This is a genomic window from Paenibacillus sp. tmac-D7 (assembly GCF_006519665.1).
GTDB classification, from domain to species: domain Bacteria; phylum Bacillota; class Bacilli; order Paenibacillales; family NBRC-103111; genus Paenibacillus_G; species Paenibacillus_G validus.
In genome coordinates this window covers 17826-34934 of the sequence record NZ_VIDW01000043.1, presented here as the reverse complement: position 1 = coordinate 34934, position 17109 = coordinate 17826, and the positions used below count along the sequence as shown (strand labels likewise).

The window sequence follows — 17109 nt, the reverse complement described above, 5'->3', positions numbered from 1 at the left end:
CATGCTGACGTTCGTCCGTCGTTTCCGACCTGACGTGACAGCGAGAATCAATTTACCACATTTGCTATCTGTTTTGCAAGCTTTATTTTTCGTTCCATGCCAAGGGACAAATCCTCAAAGTTCAGAACGCCTGTTTGCCGCATCACTTACGACAGCGAGAATTAATTTACCACATTCGACACGCTCTTGCAAGTTTTTTTAATAACTTTTTTTGATGAGCGCCGGCTCTCGATTGGCCGGATTAATAATATAGCACGATTGCATCGGGGTGCGCAACCGTGTAAAGTTTTCCATAACCTACGTTTATAAAAAGGAGTTCAACAGCCCATGAAGCAGCGCACCGTCACGATGCCGCAAGGCGTCGCCTTATATATGGGAGCCGTGCTTGGCTCCGGCATACTGATCTTGCCGGGCTATACCGCCAATGTGGCCGGGCCCGCCTCCATCATCTCGTGGCTGCTCCTCTCGCTGTTAAGCATACCGGTTGCCTATACGTTCGCAATACTGGCCCTTACCTATGAAAACTACGGCGGCATCTCGACGATCGTTGGGCAAGCTTTCGGCGATACGTGGGGAGCGATCGTCGGGTGGTTTTTCTTCACCTGGGTCGCCGGCGGCCAAGCCGTCGTCGGACTGACCGGAGCCTCCTATATTACGGCCGCTTTCGACTGGTCCTCGGAAGCGGTGTACGTGCTCGCTTTCGTATTTCTCATCGCGGCTTTAATTGCCAACCTGCTGGGCATGCGGGTGAGCGGTTGGCTATCGCTCCTGTTAAGCGGCGCGGTGCTCGTCCTGCTGCTGCTGACGATCGGTTTTAGTTTACCCGTAACGTCCTTAACGAATTACCGGCCTTTCGCACCGCATGGACTGCAAGGCATCGGCCAGGCGTGCGTGCTCATTTTCCGGGCATTCTTCGGCTGGGAAAGCATCACGCATCTCGTGCCCGAATTCAAAAGGCCTCACCCCGACGTCATGCGGAGCACATGGATTAGCGTCGTAGTCGTCGGGATCACCTATACGCTGTTGTCCGTCGTAACGGTCGGCACGCATACCTATGGGGAACCGTCAGATGCCGCTCCGCTCGCCGCGCTAATGAACCGCGTGCTCGGCGTCAATGCCGGGTTAACGACAGCCGTCGTCGCGTGTATCGTATGCTTAGGCACCTTGAACGTATACTTGGCCAGCTCCGCACGGCTCGGACTCTCGCTGGCGACAGACGGGAAACTGCCGCGCTGGTTCGCCGGTACGAGCCGAAACGGAACGCCTTACCGCTCGACCTTGTTTCTTTTTGCAACCAATACGTTCGTCCTGGGCGGCAGTTATGTCACGGACTTTGCCGCCGATCGTCTGATTCTTATCCCGACCACGCTCGGCATTCTCGTGTATGTCTTGGCTTCCGCGGCCTGCCTGAAGCTGCTCTGGCGCGACCGTAAGGGGCGCTGGTCGGCGCTTCTCGCAACGGCGCTATGCGTGAGCATCGCTCCGTTCTCCGGCGCCTACCTGGCGGTTCCGCTCATTACCGCGGGAGCATGTCTTCTTTATTTGAAGTTCGGCGGCCATGGGCGCGGACGGTAGCTTTTTCTTTTCCCTGGCAAACAAGGTACAATAAGGCTCAGAGGTGAATACGAGATGGAACCTTTATTGGAAGTGGAGCATCTGATCGGCGGCTACAGCCGGCAGAAGCCGGTGCTGCACGACATCAGCTTCTCCGTTCGTCCCGGGGAAATGGTCGGCTTGATCGGCTTGAACGGGGCGGGGAAAAGCACGACGATCAAGCATATATTAGGCTTAATGGAGCCGCATTCGGGCGCGGTTCGGCTTGCGGGACGCCGGTTGGAGGAAGATCCGGCCGCTTACCGGAGAACATACGCTTACGTCCCCGAATCGCCCTTGTTATATGAAGAATTAACGGTGAGGGAACACCTCGAGATGGCTGCGATGGCCTACGGTTTAGACAGCGCAACCTATGAAGAGCGATCCGAACGGCTGCTCGAGGAGTTTCAGATGGCACCGTTCCGCAACCGGCTGGCCGGCCATCTGTCCAAAGGCATGAAGCAAAAGGTGATGATCATGAGCGCCTTCTTGGTCAAGCCGGACTTGTACATCATCGACGAACCGTTCCTCGGTCTCGATCCGCTAGGCATCCGCTCGCTGCTGGAGCTGATGGTTCGGGTCAAAGAAAGCGGAGCGTCCATTCTGATCAGCTCTCATATTTTATCGACAATCGAACGGTACGGCGACCGTTACGTGCTGCTGCACCAAGGCCGATTGACGGCCGCCGGCGATTTGGAGGCGCTGCGTGCACAAGCCCGCATGCCCGGCGCTTCGCTGGACGACGTCTTCTGCAGCTTGGTAACGCAGGACGTGAACAGCCTATGAAGAAGCCGGAACGACTGACGTTTGACGCGCGGGAGACGTGGAGCAAGCGAACGAAAGATTTCCGGCTTGAAATCCGGCCCTATGTCGGATATGCGCTGCAAAGCGTCTCCTTATTCGTCCTTCTGCTGGTGCTCGCCGGCAGCTTCTTCTACGGTAAGCTGCTCACGCAGGCGCCTCCGGGGTTTCCTTTTCGGGAGATAGCTGCGCTGGTGCTGCTCCCGTTCGCCGCATGGAGTCCGATCCGCACCTACATCCGCGAAGCCGATACCGTATTCTGGCTGCCGCTCGAGACCGAAATCGCCCGCCATTACATGACAAGGGCGGTGAACGCCTCCTTCGCGGTCCAAGCTTTCGGGCTGCTCGCCGCGTGGCTGGCTGTCTGGCCGGCTTTCGCCTTCGCGGATGGCGATAAGCCCGGCTTCATTCACGCCCTGCTGGTGCTGCTTGTTCTCAAGCGTGTGCTGCTGCAAGGCCATTGGACCGAGCTCAAGCTGACAATACGCTCGAAGAGAGCGCTGCTCGCGATGCTGCGATGGCTGCTGGCGGGAGGCTGCCTCTATATGCTGCTTACGCTGAGCCCTCCGGCCGGTTCGCTGCTCGTAGCCGCGACTTTACTCATTTATTTCGGCTTGATCCATCTGCTGGACGAAAAGAAGCTCCATTGGCTGCAGCTAGTCGAAGCAGAGCGCCGGCACCGGAGCCTTATTCTGCGGCTGCTGAATCAATTCGTGGATGTAGCCGAGCTGCATGGGCGTCCCCGACCGGTGCACGCGCCGCGCAAGCTGATCCGCGGGCTAGCAGGCCTTCGCTTCGATGCATCGCATACGTATCGGTTTCTATATGTATACGTCTGGCTGCGGTCGGAGGGGTTCGGCATGACTCTCCGGCTGACAGTGCTCGGCGGTCTTATTATTCCGTTCACAAAGGGCGTCGCGGCTCCGGCGATCGTGTTTCTTCTTTTTACAACGCTAACGGCCCTTCAATTAAAGGAACTCGCCAAGGCGTACCGCCACTCGGAATGGTCGTTCATCTATCCGCTTCCGCCCGCGCTGCGCGCACAATCGGCTCAAACGGTCATTCGCCGCATTCATGCCGTGACGGTTGCGCTGCTTACCGTTCCGCTGCTCTGGGCGATGGCCGCCCCGTATCAAGCGTTGCTCCTGCTTGCCCTGGGGCTCGGTTTATCTTATATATGGACGACCCTGCCAAAAAACAGCATCTTCTCTAAGTAACCGGTCCCATTCCCGCGCCTCCTCATTTGTCGTATAATGAAGAAATCTTGTTTCTCATTTACGATACGTTACTCAGGAAAGGAATGGAAAGGAAGCGCATGAAACCTACTCCCGCGATTACAAGAGCGCCCAGACGGCGTTTAGGCCGACGGCGGATCCGGCTTCGCGTCATCTTTGCACTTATTCTTCTACTGGCAGCGGCATGTATCGGTATTTCCGGATTTGTCGGCTGGCAGCTGTCGCACCCCGACCCGAAGCCGCTTGAAGATTCGCCCAAACGGCTCGGCATGGCCTACGAGGATGTGCAGTTCCAGAGCCGTCAAGGCGACCTGTTGTTAAAAGGCTGGTATATGCCTCCCGCGCAAACCGTCGAGAGCGCGACTTACGGCAAGGCGCAAATCATTATGGCGCACGGTTATAAAAACAACCGGGAACAAAAAAACGCCGAAGCGTTATCGCTGGCCAAAGACTTAACCGATCGCGGTTTCGGCGTGCTCATGTTCGACTTCCGCAATTCCGGCGAATCGGAAGGAACGATGACGAGCGTCGGGTACTATGAAAAGTACGACCTGCTCGGCGCGATCGACTGGATCAAAGCGCAGCGTCCCGGCAAAATCGGCGTGCTCGGCTTCTCCATGGGAGCCAGTACCGCGCTGACAGCCGCCGCCGAGGAGCCAGCGGTGGCAGGGATCGTGGCCGACAGCCCGTTCAACCGGCTAAGCAGCTACTTGAATGATAATTTGTCGGTGTGGTCGCATTTGCCGGACTTTCCTTTTACGCCGCTGATCATGAACATGCTGCCCCCGATGCTCGGCATCGAGCCGGATGAGGTAGACGGGCTGAGAGCGGTTGACGCGATCTATCCGCGACCGATCTTATTCATACACAGCGCGAACGACCCTTCCATCCCGCTGCGCAACAGCGAGTCCTTGTGGGAGAAGCACAAGGACCGGTTCGAGCTGTGGACGACGGCTGCCGAAGGCCATGCCCGAAACTACCCGCCGCAGAAGCAGGAATACGCGGACCGGGTAAGCGCCTTTTTTGAGCAGCTGTAAGGCTGCTCCATGACGCCAAAAAAACGTCTCGGCTTTTCTAAAGCCGGACGTTTTTTTGCGCCTGCAGCAGGAATCGAATCGATATCCGCTGTCACGTATCGAGAAACCGCTCGCGTACGTCCCGTCCCGGGATCAGGCAAGCGTCAGTCCTGCCGAACCATCGGTACCGGTTGCGGGCGATCCAGCCGTACATTGCATTGCGCAGCGGCTTCGGTACGGCGATGAACGCGTACAGCAGTCCCCATCCGCCTCCGAGTCCGCGCAAGACGCGCAGGCCTGCCGTAGAACGGGTGTAAGCTCGATGATTATCGATGAGAACGAACGTATCGAGCGCCTGCGGATCAAGACCGTAGTGCGACAGCAGCGCTTGGCCGACGTCCGATTGAATCGCCGTAAACCGAAACCGGCCGGCGCGGTCACGGGGCAAAATAAATTGCACGACCCGCTGGCAAAAGCCGCACACGCCGTCGTAACAAACAATCGGATGCTCCGCGGCGATCGAACGGATCTTCTCATCCAACATCTTCTGCTCCGACTCCATACTTACTCTCCTTCCCTCGGGACGCAACCGAAAATCTGCTCCAGCTTCATTATACACCACATACACCACGGGATAGCCCGTTCACGTAACCGCCATACACCGACGGACGTCCTGACGTTAGAACATAAACCGTTCGTGAATCGCCAGCGGCTCCGGCAGCACGAGCAGACGCCGCTGCACGAAGCGGATCAGTTTCGTCTTGGCCGCAAAAGAAATAAACATCGGCGCCCATGTGCGAATGAATGGCGACGAGCTGAACATCAGCTTGGCGGCGCGGTCCTGCATGCTGTGGATGGAGCGAATTTCGCGATCGCGGCACTTCTGAACCGCAGCAAGCCGCCCGGCGGAACAATCCCTGTCCCGCAGCGCATCGTAGATGACGTCGGCGGCAACGACGGCCGTGGTCACAGACAGCGACACCCCTACCGCACCGGCGGGAGAAGCGCAGTGAGCGGCGTCGCCAACGAGCAGACAGCCGTTCTTCGCCCATTCGCGCACATAGAAATCTTTGGCTTGCAGCAGCACGAAAGGCTTAAAGTCGGTGAGCGACTCGGCGAAATCGCGGAAAGCCGGGTGGGCGGCGAGCAGCTCCTGGCGCAGCGGTTCGATGCCGTGAGCTTTTATTTCTTTCCATTCCGCGGCAGGAACGGCGATGCCGACCTGCAGCAGGTTCGGGTATTTAGGCAGGACGATATAACCGTGACCGTCGGTAATCAGCATGCGCAGCTCTTCGCCCCAATCGGCCGGTTTCGGCACCGTGAACCATACGAGATCCCCTGCGTAATGCTCGTACTCGATCTCGAAACCGCCCAGCTTGCGCACGGCGGAGAAGCGCCCGTCCGCGCCGACGGTCAACCGCGCCCGCACTTCCAGCGGCCCGTCGGCGGTTTCCGCCACAACGCCGGCGATCCGGTCGCCTTCATGAAGCAGCTGTTTCACCGGAGCGTGAAACAGCATCTCGAAAGACGGGAACGTCCGCGCCTTATCGTACAAGGCTTGCAGCAATACCGGCTGGGGCATCCACAACGCGTAAGGAAAGGCGCCGGAGACGTCCTCGAAGCTGAAGGAGCCCATTCTTTTGTTCTTATAAAATAACGTGCCTTGGCGTACCTTCGCCCCCGGGAACGATTCGATGTAGTCGCGCAGATTCAGCTGTTGGAGCAGCTGCAAAAAACGAGGCTGCAGCACTTCACCCCGGTATTCGCGGTCAAAGTTATCGTGGCTCTCGAGAACCGTTACCCGAACGCCGGCTTTGGCGAGCAGCAGACCGACAAACAGGCCGGCCGGCCCTCCCCCGGCTACACAAACATCTGTTTCGATCATCCGATGCGTCATCCGTATCGCCTCCGCTTTCAGATCGCAATAATAATGAGTGATCACTCACTTTTTTTGATAATTTCAGTTTACTCCTCCCTCGTTTGGATCGTTAACGACGATTGCACCCTGCCGCGAAAAACAGGCACTTGATCTCCCGTGTCTACCTGCCTCTCGTCTGCGATAAAAAAGAGCGAGCCCCCTTCAGGCCCGCTCCGCTTCCAATGCTTGCTTACTTTATAGTCCGCTTATGAAATTCTTTATGATTTGCGCCAAAATGCCCGGGGTTTCCATCATGCTCATATGCCCCGCTGCTTCAATTCGCTGCTGCGATATCGTCTCACCGCTGACGGAAAACGTGCGCTCCTCGGGAATGACCTGATCCGACGCTCCGGCGACAAGCAGCACCGGCAGCCTCGTCTCCCACAGCACCGCGTTGCGGTCGGGCCTGTCCCGCATCGCTTCGAGGGTGCGCATCGCTCCTTCCGGGCTTGTTCCGAGGCCGATCTCTCTCGCTTTACGCACGGCTTCCGGCATCGATTGCAAATGAGCCGGGGCGAAAAGCTTCGGGATCAGGCCGTCCAGGAACGCCGGCAAGCCTTGCTCCTGGATCGTTTGCTTCGCCTTCTCGCGACCGGCTCTGCCCTTCTCGTCGTCCGGGTAGGCCGTCGAATGCACAAGGCCGAACGCGCGCAGCCGGTCCGCCTGTTTCTCGGCCAGCGCCAGCGTCACATAGCCGCCGAGCGAATGTCCCAGCACGACGGGTTTGTTCTCGCCCAGTCCGAGCCCGTCAATCAGTTTGCCGATATCCCCGGCCATCGACTCCATCGAGTACGATTCGTTCGGGGAACCGGACGCCCCGTGGCCGCGAAGGTCGGGAACGATGACCCGGCAGCCGCTTTCGAGCAGCGGGACGATCTCGTCCCAGTAAGCGCCGCTTCCGCAAAAGCCGTGCAGCAGCACAACGGGTACGCCCTCTCCTTGATCGGTGTAGGCCAAATTCCAGCCGCCCATATCCGCCGTCTTTGTCTTCATATACGGGTCCTCCCTTTATCGTTGAAAGTCTTAAGGATAGTATACCCGTTTTACCCGATCGTTTCCTGGTTGAACCGTCTGCGCCCTCCTCCTTCCTAACAAAGTATCGGCATGAAAAAACCGGATTGACGCCCGGAAGGCTGCGGTAGTAACATTAGATTCAGGTTTTGTTCGTTCGCAAACATGTCTCATGATAAAGGCAGGACTCCCCTACATGGATATCAAATCGCTGGCCGTTTGCCTGTACTTGCTGCTTGTATACTGGCTTTCGCTGCATTTTCCTTCCCTTAAATCGTTGTTCTATCCTACGCTCGGAGCCTTCAGCTACTTGTTCGCAAGTCGATCGTTCGCAATTAAAGACCTGGTAAGAATGACTGTTGGCGCAGGCGCCGCCTCGATGATCGGCACCGGGCTGTATATCGCTCAGATTGGATTGATGGGATTTATGCTGACCGTCCTTACAACTTTCTTCCTGATTAAGAGGTTTCATTTGAACGCGCCGCCGATTTTAGCGGTGTCGCTGGTCCCTTATTTTGCGCAGCCGCAGCATTTCTGGACGACACCTATTGCCGTACTGGCTACCTTGGCCGGGCTTGTCGTCACGCTGCTTGCTGTGCAAATGTTCTGCGCCTTATATGTCCGATTACGCTCAAACGCGGCCGACGCCGCTGCGAAAGAAGGCGCGCGCACCCCTGCTCCCTGAGCGGTATCCACAAGTCCCTGCCCGGGCACAAACGCCGATCGAGTCTCCTTCCAAGCCGAAGAGCCCCCTTACCGGGGGCTTTCGGCTGTATTTCCTATGGACAACGCCGAAATCCGCGGGTTCCAGTACCTGGGCAGGGACATCTACTGCAGCAAGGACTTGATCCGCAGCGGGCCGGTTACTTCGCGGCAGCCGGTTCAGCCACAACTTTGTACTTGCTGTGGACGTACGTTTCCGCTTTCGGCTCGGTAATTACAGCCGCGTTCAGGCTGTCCGGCTCCGGATCGGTCAGCGTGTAGGTGACGACTGCACGGTCGTCACCCTCAAAGCGGATGCCGGTAACCTGGATGCCATAACCGGCCGTCGGCTTCTGGCCGCGGGACAGGACGACCTTACTCACGTCGTCGTTCACTTTCACCACGGATACACTCACTTCTTCTTGAGGCGCCTGCGGTTTCGTATGCGTTTCCACGAAACGGATTGCCTTGTGCAGCCAAACAGCCGCTTCACCGCGGGTCAGCTCCTGCTTCGGGAAAAACTTGCGGTCTTCGCCAAGCTTCACGATCCCGTGCAGCACCATCCGCTGCAGGCTGTTATTGTAAGCCGGGTCGATATCGTCCTGATCCGTGAACTGAATCCACATTTTAATAACCGGGAAGGCGCCCTTCGTGTCGATCGCATGAATCAACAAATCCGCAAACTGCTCGCGCGTAATCGATTCGCTTGGGTCAATATCGCTCGGTATCGGCAGGCCGTTCAAGTGCGCGATCACGAACGACTCCGCATACCAGGCGTTGTTCGGCACCTTCTTGAAGTAGTCGGTAGCTTCCGGCTTCTTCACAAACTTCAAAGGATCGATGTTCAGACCGAACGCCTTCACCAGCATATGCACGCTTTGCGCATAGCTGGCTTTGCCCTTCGGTACGAAATGCTTATCGTCTACCCCGCTTACGATCCCGCGAGCTTTCAGATCCATCACCGGTTCCTTCTGATCCGCATCCACATCGTTAAAAGCAAGCGCAGACCCCGCCAAGGCCCCGGTTAACAGCGTCGTTGCCGATAATACGGTTATCCACTTTTTTATCATTAAAATCCCACCTTTTACAGAATACTCCGGAGTTATCTATATGAACGGACCCCCGGTGCAAAAGGTTGCAGCTTCACGGCAACCTTTCTTCCATTTGGACGAACAAACGCTTGCCTGCGACTGTCATGACCGGCCGACAGCCGCATATGTTTAGGGTATAGAATCGATCCCAAGGAGGGAGAATCGCGTGCCGGAAGCTTTCATTCAAATCGCGCTGCTTATTATCATCATCCGCTCGGTGTTTATGGTGTTCCTCTTGTCGCAGCAGCTTAACAGACAATGGCTGGATTTGCTGTATTACATGGCCGTTGCGTTGGTGGCGACCGCGTTCCTGCTTCAATAAGAGATCAGACGAATAAGGAAGAGCCTTTTGCCGGGATGCGGGGAGAAGGCTTTTTTTGCGTTATGTTCAGAATGAAACTTCTATGCTATTATAGTTGAGGCGTTGTCGTTTTATGTAGATACATAGCGAAATAGCACTAATATCGCGTTCTATTGACCGATCGTCAAATAACGTGGTAAGGTGTAATAACCTAGTAATTCCATTGGAATTATATAATATTCAAATGATAGGGGAGAAATCAGAATGTTGACTTGGAGAAAAAGCGCCCTGTTCGTGCTCGTGTTCGTTCTGTCGATCGCCATGATCGCCTGCGGCTCGAAACCTCAGGAAGCGGCAAAACCGGCGGATAACGCCACTGCATCGGGAAGCGCTCAAGCGAACCCGCTGGCAGGCAAGAAAATTGCACTCATTATGCAAATCAATTTAGGAACGTTCTCGGCCCAGTACATAGAAGGCGTGAAAGAGCAGGTTGAAAAGCTCGGCGGTACGGTCACCGTCAACCCGGCTGACGGCGATCTCGCCAAAATGTCCTCGAACCTCGACGCTGCGATTAATCAGAAGGTCGACGGCATTCTGATCGACCACGGGACAGCGGAAGCGCTCGAAGCCGGCGTGAAGAGAGCGCTGGAGAAAAAAATTCCGGTCGTTGCGTTCGACGCCGACTTGAAAGTGCCGGGCGTAACGGTGCTCGAGCAAGGCGACGCGAAGATGGCCGAGCAAACGCTCGAACAGCTCGCGAAGGACATTAACGGCAAAGGCAACATTGTCAAAATTTGGGTTGCGGGCTTCGCGCCGATGGAACGCCGCCAAGTCGCTTACCAAGCCTTCCAGGCTAAATACCCGGACATTAAAGAAGTGGCTGCCTTCGGCGCCGCTACGCAAAATACCGCGCTTGACACGCAGGCGCAAATGGAAGCGATCCTGAGGAAATATCCGAACAAGGGCGACATCACCGCCGTCTGGGCTTCTTGGGACGAGTTCGCCAAAGGCGCCGCACGCGCCATCCAGCAAGCCGGCCGTACGGAAATTAAAGTGTACGGCATCGACATGAGCGACGAGGACTTGCAAATGATCCAGGACCCGCAAAATCCTTGGATCGCCTCCGCCGCCGTCGATCCGAAAGATATCGGCCGCATCCAGGTTCGTTATTTGTACCAGAAGCTGCACGGCGACGAAACGCCGGAGAAAGTCGTGCTGGAGCCGGTATTCGTGTCCCGCGATCAGCTTCCGAAAGAGCAAATCTCCACAACCGAGCTCAGCAAGCACGTCAAAGGCTGGGGCGGCAGCCAGCAAGGCTACACCGATTGGCTGAAGCAGGCGGAGAACAAGTAAGCATTTGAATATTCCGATCCCATCGGCCGCTCAAGGTCCGATGGGATTTTCCATTGAAGGAGCGTGAGCACATCCGATGGCAAGTTCTTCCGTCAGCCTGTTGAACATGTTGGGCATTACGAAGTCTTTCCCCGGCGTACGGGCGCTGAACAAGGTCGATTTTGAGGTGCGGGGCGGCGAAATTCATGCGCTGCTCGGCGCGAACGGCGCAGGCAAAAGCACGCTGATGAAGGTGCTCTCCGGCGCCTATCGTGCGGATGAAGGCACCATTGCGATCGACAGCAGACCGCTTGCGATCGAGCAGCCGCTTGACGCGATCCGCTTCGGCATTCAATGCGTGTATCAGGAAGTCGATACCGCACTGGTCCCTCAGCTGACCGTCGCCGAAAATATTATGCTGGACCGGATCACCGGCGGGCGCCGCTGGATCGATTGGAGCGCCTTGCAGCAAGATGCCGCGCGGCTGCTAAGCGAGCTTGGCTTGACCGGGATCGACGTAAAGCGGCAAGCCGGCGAGCTCTCGATCGCCCAGAAGCAGCTCGTGCTGATCGCACGGGCGCTCGCCCAGCAGGCGAAGTTCATTATTTTCGACGAGCCTACCGCACCGCTCAGCAATGAAGAAGCCGACCAGCTCTTCCGCCTCATGAACCGGTTGAAGGCGGACGGCGTCGGCTGCATCTTCATCTCCCACAGGCTCGCCGAGGTGTTCCGCATCAGTGACCGCGTGACGGTGATGCGCGACGGACGCCGCATCTCCACGAAGGCGGCCGCCGATACGAACGCCGCTGCCGTCGTAGAGGAGATGCTCGGCAAGAAGTTCGACGAGGAGTTCCCCAAAGCGCAGGTCGCCATCGGCGACACGCTGCTGGAAGCGCGCGGGCTGACGTCGGGCACGAAGGTGCGCGACATCAGCTTGTCCGTGCGGCAGGGCGAAATCGTCGGCGTGGTTGGTCTCGTCGGCGCAGGCAAGACCGAGCTGTCGCGCGTCCTGTTCGGCGCGGACCCGCTTGATGCCGGCGAGGTACTGCTGCGCGGCAAGCCGCTGCGGCTGGCGAAGCCGGCCGATGCGGTCCGCTCCGGGCTGGCGCTGATCCCGGAGGAACGCCGCAAGCAGGGCGTGCTGGTCGAGCTGCCGGTGATGGCGAATCTGGCGCTGCCGATTCTCCGCGCGCTCAGCCGCCTCGGCTTCGTGCAGCGCGGGAAGGAAGCGGCGAACGCGGAAGCGCGCATCGCCGAGCTCGGCATTCAGCCTGCGAACAAGAACCAGCTGGTTAAATATTTAAGCGGCGGCAACCAGCAGAAGGTCGCCGTAGGCAAATGGCTGCCAACCAACGCCGACGTCTATTTGTTCGACGAACCGACGAAGGGCGTCGATGTCGGTGCGAAGAGCGACATTTTCCGATTGATCGGGAAGCTCGCTCAGGAAGGCAAGGGCATTCTGTATTTCTCATGCGAAATCCCGGAAATTCTCGGGATCGCCGACCGCATTCTGGTCATGAGCTACGGACGCGTCGTCAAAGAGCTGTCGCGGGCTGAGGCCACACAGGAACAAGTGTTGTACTACGCAAGCAGCGGGGAGGCTTAACCGAAAGTGAAAGACAAACTACTCGATTATTCGTATAAATACGGCGCGTTGGCCGTTATTGCCATCGTCATTGCCGCATTCTCGCTCGTCAACGAAAACTTCCTCTCGTACGACAATATGGCGGACATTCTGCGGTCTATCTCCATCGTCACGTTCGTGGCGATCGGCGTAACTTTCTCGCAGATCGTCGACGGGTTCGACTTGTCGGTCGGGGCCACCGTATCCTTGACGACCGTCGTCGTAGCCACGCTGATGGTCTGGTTCCAGCTGCCGCTGATCGTCGTGCTGATCGTCCCGCTGCTGATCGGGATCGTTGTCGGCCTGCTGAATGCGCTGCTTATCGTCAAGGTGCGGATCCCCGACCTGCTGGCGACGCTTGCCGTCATGTACATCATCGGGGGCGTGCACAAGACGTATACCAAGGGCTTCTCCATCTACAACAATATGCAAATGACGGACGGCACGAAGGCGCCGGGCAAATTCGACCCTTCCTACCTGTGGATCGGACAAGGCAAGCTGCTTGGCGTGCCCGTTCCCGTCCTGATCATGATTATCGCCGTTATCCTCGTTCATATTTTCCTAACCTACACGCGCTGGGGGCGTCAAATGTACGTCACCGGCGGCAACCGGGAAGCGGCCCGGCTGTCCGGCATTTCCGTCAACCGGGTGCGCACGTTCGCTTACGTCTTATCCGGTATATTCGCCGCTGTGGGCGGGATCTTGTTCGCCGCCCGGGTCGGCTCCGGGCAAATCGACGCCGGCGCTCCGATCCTGATGGAAGCGGTCGCGGCCGTGTTCGTCGGTTACTCCGTGCTTGGCGCGGGCAAGCCGAACGTCATCGGCACGTTCTTCGGCGCCGTGCTGATCGGCGTGCTGCTGAACGGTCTGACGATGCTGAACATGCCGTATTATGCGTTCGATATCATTAAAGGGGCCGTGCTGGTCATGGCGCTAGCGATTACGTTCATTCACTTGAATCGCCGCCGTACGTAAAATAGCTGCGGCTCACACCCCGTATCGATGCGATACGGGGTGTATGTTTAACTATTTTTTTCGACCTCAGGCATTCGTCCATACTTATTACCGGGTACGTTCATACAGTGTTCATGTAGGACAATAACCAAATGAAAGGGGTTTTGAACGATGGGTGCTCTTGGTTTCGGTGGAAGCTGTGGAGGTTTCGGCGGTTTAGGGACTACCACAGGTGTAATTCTTGTTCTGTTCATTCTTCTGGTCATTGTATCCAGATGGTTTATCTAAATAGGGATGTAACCATCTCCTGATTCAAGATAAGAGACGGCAACCGTACGGGAACTGTACCCCGTTATGGTCAGCCGTCTCTTTATTGAACCCATCTCAAGGTCTGTCCTGCCAATTCCATAAGCGGACCTCACCCACGCGAATGCTGGCTACCCATGGCTCCTGCTTGAGCTTTAATATTTCTTTGGTCGGTCCGGTAACTACAGCTCCGTAAAGCTTGACACCGTTCGTTTCCAGGTACTGGATCGCTTGATCGATTTGTAACGAAGGCGCTAATGTTTTTGTGATCGATCTGTAATCTTGAAGCAATCGCAGCGTCTTCATAAAATTTTCGTTTCTCAGCTCTCCGCTGCCATATGTGTCAATCGCAGGGTAGCTGCCTCCTTTGGTGACAATTTTCCCGAACCAGCCGCTTTTCTGTTCTTTGTAGCTTGTAATCCGGATATCGTCATGGTGCCAGACCGGGCGATAGGGAAAACCGACCGGGTTCCAAACGATCGATTCTTCCGACGTTTTCTCAAGGCCCGTATCCGCCGCGAACCAGACGGGTGTCATGTTTTTGTTTTTAAATTGTTGAAGCAATTCGTCCGTCGTAAACATTCTGTCAAACGAGAGAGCCGCTTCCGTCACCGTACCCTCCGGCAGCTTCTCCAATTTGCTCCATTCCTGGCCGCTATCCTGACGAAACGTATTGGGAAACTGAAAGACGGCCGTATTTGTATGGTCATTCAACCATGACATCTGTCCGATGCCCGGACGGTTGAATACAAATGAGAAGGAGAAATCACCGACAACCGCCCTTTCATCTCCAATCTGCCTTCTCATTTTTCCATGTAAGTCCATGGTAAAAAAGAGATTACTGTTCGAGCTTAACGCAACCTCGACATTCGGACGGGTCACGGCAATCGTTGAGGCAACGATATCTTTATAACGCTCCATCCGATTCGGCTCTCCCGCAGCGTAAAAGAGATTGGTGCAAATCGAACAGATTAACATGACCAGGAATACCATGCCTATAACGGTAAACGAAGTATTTATCCGTGCTTTCCATTTTCCTTTTCGAATGATGCTGGCTTCTTTTAATGAATCTGCGGTCTCGGCTTCTGCTTCCCGATCTTTTCCCATAAGCTCATCCATATAAGACTGATAAGCCTCCATTTTTTCAATCTCCCGTTCCACCTCTTCCCGTTCCTCCGCAGGCAGCTTGCCTTCCTCGTAAAGCTGCAGCTTCCTTCTGAATTCTTCACTCATTTGCATCCATCCTTTCGTTCTGCCGCCGAAGTTTTTGCCGAGCCCGAAATAACAGGATTTTGAGGTGCGGCAATCCGATTCCCATAATGTCCGACGCTTCTTGATAAGACAACCCGTTGAAATCAACCAGTAAAATCGCTTGCTGCTGTTTTTCGGGCAGATCCAAGATCCATTGCTCCATTTCCTGCCTTCGTTCCCGCTGCAGCATCTGTTCTTCCGGCGTTTCCCGGTCCGGCATCTGCTGGAAGTAACGGATATCTTGAGCGAAGCTGTGTTTTTCTTTGCGCTTGACATCGATAAACGCATTGTAGGCCACCCTGAACAACCATGGCTTTACCCTGTCATCCTTGCAGTTTTCCAAGTACAAATAAGCGCGGTAAAAGGTTTCCTGTACCAGGTCCTGGGCGGTATGATGTTCGCGGCAGAGGGAGAACAAGTAACGATAAACGTCATTCACATATTTTTGATACATGGTATCCAAGGAATCCCGATTCATTGCCTCCCCCCTCACTGTATACACGTACAGCCCGAACAAAAGTTACATATATAAAAAAACTTCACCGGCGTCAGAGCCAATGAAGCTATTTGGGGAGAGCGGTTAGGTGTTACTTGATATCCAGCGTCTCATCCAACCACTCGAAGACACGTTGATTAAAATAAAGCAGCGCACCGAAATGACAGTGTTCTTCAGCTCCATCTTCCGCGGTGAAAAGCATGAACGTTTTGGGGCAGGTAAGAGCGTCATAGAGCATCTTCGGCTGGCCGGCGAAGAAATGATCGGCTTCGGCTTCGCATACCAGCGTCGGGCACTTGATTTTATGCGCCACGCCTTCCAGCGTGACAGGCTCTGTTTTCCGGATGAGTTCGTGAACGGATTCAGCCTGATACGTGAACATGCCATTTTCAATGGCCCAACGAACACCGGTATATTGGGAGGTCAATACTTCAAGGAACTTCTCCACATACGCCGGATTGTTTAAGTCCTCATCGTTCCCCCGGTGAAGCTTGCGGGCGATCTCTCCGAATTGATTGGAGAACAAACCGTCGTTAGCGATGCAAGCAGCCAGCCGATGTTCATAGGCTGCAGCACGAGGCGCTAAATATCCTCCGAGGCTGATGCCCATTAGCGCAATCCGGTCGGGGTCCACGTCGGGGCGAGTCAGCAAGTAATCGACCACAGGTGTGACAACCTTCTCCCAATCATAACGAAACGGGATATGCTGCTCACGAATGACAGCGCCTTGTCCCGGACCTTCGAAAGTAAGGCAGTTGTACCCACGCTGCAGCGCAGCCGCCGCTACTTCCAAATAAAGTTCTTCGCCTGTTGAGTCAAACCCTCCGTGAATAAGTAAGGCAGGTCGCGGTGTATCGTCCACACGGTAATAATAGCCGGGCAAATAGGTCCCTTCATAAGGAATCGCTACTTCTTCCACCGATGTATCCATCAATTTAATAGCTTGGCGAAACGTACTCCGGCTTTTCCCCCATGTTTCCAAGATACGCGGGTCTTTCGGATTTCCATGCAGAAAAAATTCCGCGGTCCGATAGTAATTATGGGCTCGCAGATAGCACTCGCGGGCACTGACCCGTTTGCCCCGCTCTAAACTGTCGACAGCCAGCGCATGAATGCGTTCGGCTGTTCGATACCATTCCGTATACCAGCTTTCAAAATCGCCCTCTTTGATCCGATACGCAGTGGACAGACATTCGCCGATATCCGCTCCTCCGTATGGGGCGTAACTCAAAGTACGCAGCAGCTCGAATGAAAATGTTTGATCTTGGAAAATAAGACGCATAGAAAATTCCTCCTCATATTTATTTAACATATGGACCGAATGACTATATGTTAAATTTAACCTAAATCAAAAATAACATATAACATTTCATGAGTCAACAAAAACATAAGTCATTTTTAACATATATAAAATCTGTTTGATTAATTGTAAAAATAAATATATATTAAAAAGAACCTATATTACATTTAACTTATTT

At 55.3% G+C, this 17109-nt stretch carries 17 protein-coding genes; 10 read left to right on the top strand and 7 right to left on the bottom strand.

Annotated elements, in window-relative coordinates:
- Positions 1-327: 327 nt before the first annotated feature.
- The 4 genes from FKP33_RS21930 to FKP33_RS21915 all read left to right on the top strand — a co-directional run bounded on the left by FKP33_RS21930 (position 328) and on the right by FKP33_RS21915 (position 4666).
- Positions 328-1575, top strand: coding sequence for an APC family permease (locus tag FKP33_RS21930; protein WP_141336368.1), 1248 nt, complete (start codon positions 328-330; stop codon positions 1573-1575).
- Positions 1576-1629: 54 nt separating this feature from the next.
- Positions 1630-2379 (top strand): ABC transporter ATP-binding protein, encoded by a 750-nt coding sequence (locus FKP33_RS21925; RefSeq protein ID WP_054798478.1) that lies wholly within the window; start codon positions 1630-1632, stop codon positions 2377-2379.
- Positions 2376-3611 carry an ABC transporter permease gene (locus tag FKP33_RS21920; protein WP_054798479.1) on the top strand — a complete coding sequence of 412 codons (1236 nt, stop codon included), beginning with the start codon at positions 2376-2378 and terminating at the stop codon, positions 3609-3611. Before FKP33_RS21925 ends, FKP33_RS21920 begins: the two co-directional genes overlap by 4 nt.
- 98 nt (positions 3612-3709) lie before the next feature.
- Positions 3710-4666 carry an alpha/beta hydrolase gene (locus FKP33_RS21915; RefSeq protein ID WP_141336367.1) on the top strand — a complete coding sequence of 319 codons (957 nt, stop codon included), beginning with the start codon at positions 3710-3712 and terminating at the stop codon, positions 4664-4666.
- Between the two features lie 91 nt (positions 4667-4757).
- Here FKP33_RS21915 and FKP33_RS21910 read toward each other — a convergent pair whose 3' ends face one another.
- The 3 genes from FKP33_RS21910 to FKP33_RS21900 all read right to left on the bottom strand — a co-directional run bounded on the left by FKP33_RS21910 (position 4758) and on the right by FKP33_RS21900 (position 7556).
- On the bottom strand, positions 4758-5207 hold the full coding sequence (locus FKP33_RS21910) for a thiol-disulfide oxidoreductase DCC family protein (RefSeq protein WP_054798480.1): 450 nt from the start codon (positions 5205-5207) through the stop codon (positions 4758-4760).
- Between the two features lie 117 nt (positions 5208-5324).
- Positions 5325-6542 (bottom strand): FAD-dependent monooxygenase, encoded by a 1218-nt coding sequence (locus tag FKP33_RS21905; protein ID WP_141336366.1) that lies wholly within the window; start codon positions 6540-6542, stop codon positions 5325-5327.
- Positions 6543-6758: 216 nt separating this feature from the next.
- Entirely contained in the window at positions 6759-7556 is a 798-nt protein-coding gene (locus FKP33_RS21900; RefSeq protein ID WP_054800438.1) for an alpha/beta fold hydrolase, read from the bottom strand.
- Between the two features lie 214 nt (positions 7557-7770).
- On the opposite strand from FKP33_RS21900, the gene FKP33_RS21895 reads away from it, so the two are divergent.
- Positions 7771-8259 carry a hypothetical protein gene (locus FKP33_RS21895; protein WP_141336365.1) on the top strand — a complete coding sequence of 163 codons (489 nt, stop codon included), beginning with the start codon at positions 7771-7773 and terminating at the stop codon, positions 8257-8259.
- A 178-nt stretch (positions 8260-8437) separates the two neighbouring features.
- Here the strand turns inward: FKP33_RS21895 and FKP33_RS21890 are convergent, their stop codons facing one another.
- A complete protein-coding gene (locus FKP33_RS21890) occupies positions 8438-9346 on the bottom strand; it encodes an S-layer homology domain-containing protein (RefSeq protein ID WP_127609725.1) in 909 nt (302 codons plus the stop codon).
- A 187-nt stretch (positions 9347-9533) separates the two neighbouring features.
- On the opposite strand from FKP33_RS21890, the gene FKP33_RS27295 reads away from it, so the two are divergent.
- The 5 genes from FKP33_RS27295 (at position 9534) to FKP33_RS27825 (ending at position 13866) form a co-directional block, all read left to right on the top strand.
- A complete protein-coding gene (locus tag FKP33_RS27295; RefSeq protein ID WP_181410238.1) occupies positions 9534-9689 on the top strand; it encodes a hypothetical protein in 156 nt (51 codons plus the stop codon).
- A gap of 243 nt (positions 9690-9932) precedes the next feature.
- On the top strand, positions 9933-11021 hold the full coding sequence (locus tag FKP33_RS21885; protein ID WP_127609727.1) for a sugar ABC transporter substrate-binding protein: 1089 nt from the start codon (positions 9933-9935) through the stop codon (positions 11019-11021).
- Positions 11022-11097: 76 nt separating this feature from the next.
- On the top strand, positions 11098-12606 hold the full coding sequence (locus tag FKP33_RS21880) for a sugar ABC transporter ATP-binding protein (protein WP_141336364.1): 1509 nt from the start codon (positions 11098-11100) through the stop codon (positions 12604-12606).
- A gap of 6 nt (positions 12607-12612) precedes the next feature.
- On the top strand, positions 12613-13599 hold the full coding sequence (locus tag FKP33_RS21875; protein ID WP_127609731.1) for an ABC transporter permease: 987 nt from the start codon (positions 12613-12615) through the stop codon (positions 13597-13599).
- Between the two features lie 150 nt (positions 13600-13749).
- Positions 13750-13866, top strand: a complete 117-nt coding sequence (locus FKP33_RS27825; protein ID WP_127609733.1) for a sporulation protein YjcZ — start codon at positions 13750-13752, stop codon at positions 13864-13866.
- A gap of 96 nt (positions 13867-13962) precedes the next feature.
- On the opposite strand, the gene FKP33_RS21865 is transcribed toward FKP33_RS27825, so the two are convergent.
- The 3 genes from FKP33_RS21865 to FKP33_RS21855 form a co-directional block, all read right to left on the bottom strand.
- Positions 13963-15117: an anti-sigma factor gene (locus FKP33_RS21865; RefSeq protein WP_141336363.1), complete on the bottom strand. Its 1155-nt coding sequence runs from the start codon at positions 15115-15117 to the stop codon at positions 13963-13965.
- Positions 15110-15613 carry a sigma-70 family RNA polymerase sigma factor gene (locus FKP33_RS21860; protein ID WP_054799836.1) on the bottom strand — a complete coding sequence of 168 codons (504 nt, stop codon included), beginning with the start codon at positions 15611-15613 and terminating at the stop codon, positions 15110-15112. Before FKP33_RS21860 ends, FKP33_RS21865 begins: the two co-directional genes overlap by 8 nt.
- A gap of 109 nt (positions 15614-15722) precedes the next feature.
- The gene (locus FKP33_RS21855; protein ID WP_141336362.1) at positions 15723-16913 is read right to left on the bottom strand and encodes an alpha/beta hydrolase family protein; all 1191 of its coding nucleotides are present in this window, start codon (positions 16911-16913) and stop codon (positions 15723-15725) included.
- Between the last annotated feature and the right edge of the window lie 196 nt (positions 16914-17109).

What these genes read in the sequence shown, in the direction of transcription:
- FKP33_RS21900 (WP_054800438.1), bottom strand. Translation starts at nt 7,556, where the DNA reads ATGAAGACAAAGACGGCGGATATGGGCGGCTGGAATTTGGCCTACACC.
- FKP33_RS21920 (WP_054798479.1), top strand. Translation starts at nt 2,376, where the DNA reads ATGAAGAAGCCGGAACGACTGACGTTTGACGCGCGGGAGACGTGGAGC.
- FKP33_RS21860 (WP_054799836.1), bottom strand. Translation starts at nt 15,613, where the DNA reads ATGAATCGGGATTCCTTGGATACCATGTATCAAAAATATGTGAATGAC.
- FKP33_RS21880 (WP_141336364.1), top strand. Translation starts at nt 11,098, where the DNA reads ATGGCAAGTTCTTCCGTCAGCCTGTTGAACATGTTGGGCATTACGAAG.
- FKP33_RS21915 (WP_141336367.1), top strand. Translation starts at nt 3,710, where the DNA reads ATGAAACCTACTCCCGCGATTACAAGAGCGCCCAGACGGCGTTTAGGC.
- FKP33_RS21925 (WP_054798478.1), top strand. Translation starts at nt 1,630, where the DNA reads ATGGAACCTTTATTGGAAGTGGAGCATCTGATCGGCGGCTACAGCCGG.
- FKP33_RS21930 (WP_141336368.1), top strand. Translation starts at nt 328, where the DNA reads ATGAAGCAGCGCACCGTCACGATGCCGCAAGGCGTCGCCTTATATATG.
- FKP33_RS21855 (WP_141336362.1), bottom strand. Translation starts at nt 16,913, where the DNA reads ATGCGTCTTATTTTCCAAGATCAAACATTTTCATTCGAGCTGCTGCGT.
- FKP33_RS21905 (WP_141336366.1), bottom strand. Translation starts at nt 6,542, where the DNA reads ATGACGCATCGGATGATCGAAACAGATGTTTGTGTAGCCGGGGGAGGG.
- FKP33_RS27825 (WP_127609733.1), top strand. Translation starts at nt 13,750, where the DNA reads ATGGGTGCTCTTGGTTTCGGTGGAAGCTGTGGAGGTTTCGGCGGTTTA.
- FKP33_RS21910 (WP_054798480.1), bottom strand. Translation starts at nt 5,207, where the DNA reads ATGGAGTCGGAGCAGAAGATGTTGGATGAGAAGATCCGTTCGATCGCC.
- FKP33_RS21885 (WP_127609727.1), top strand. Translation starts at nt 9,933, where the DNA reads ATGTTGACTTGGAGAAAAAGCGCCCTGTTCGTGCTCGTGTTCGTTCTG.
- FKP33_RS21890 (WP_127609725.1), bottom strand. Translation starts at nt 9,346, where the DNA reads ATGATAAAAAAGTGGATAACCGTATTATCGGCAACGACGCTGTTAACC.
- FKP33_RS21865 (WP_141336363.1), bottom strand. Translation starts at nt 15,117, where the DNA reads ATGAGTGAAGAATTCAGAAGGAAGCTGCAGCTTTACGAGGAAGGCAAG.
- FKP33_RS21895 (WP_141336365.1), top strand. Translation starts at nt 7,771, where the DNA reads ATGGATATCAAATCGCTGGCCGTTTGCCTGTACTTGCTGCTTGTATAC.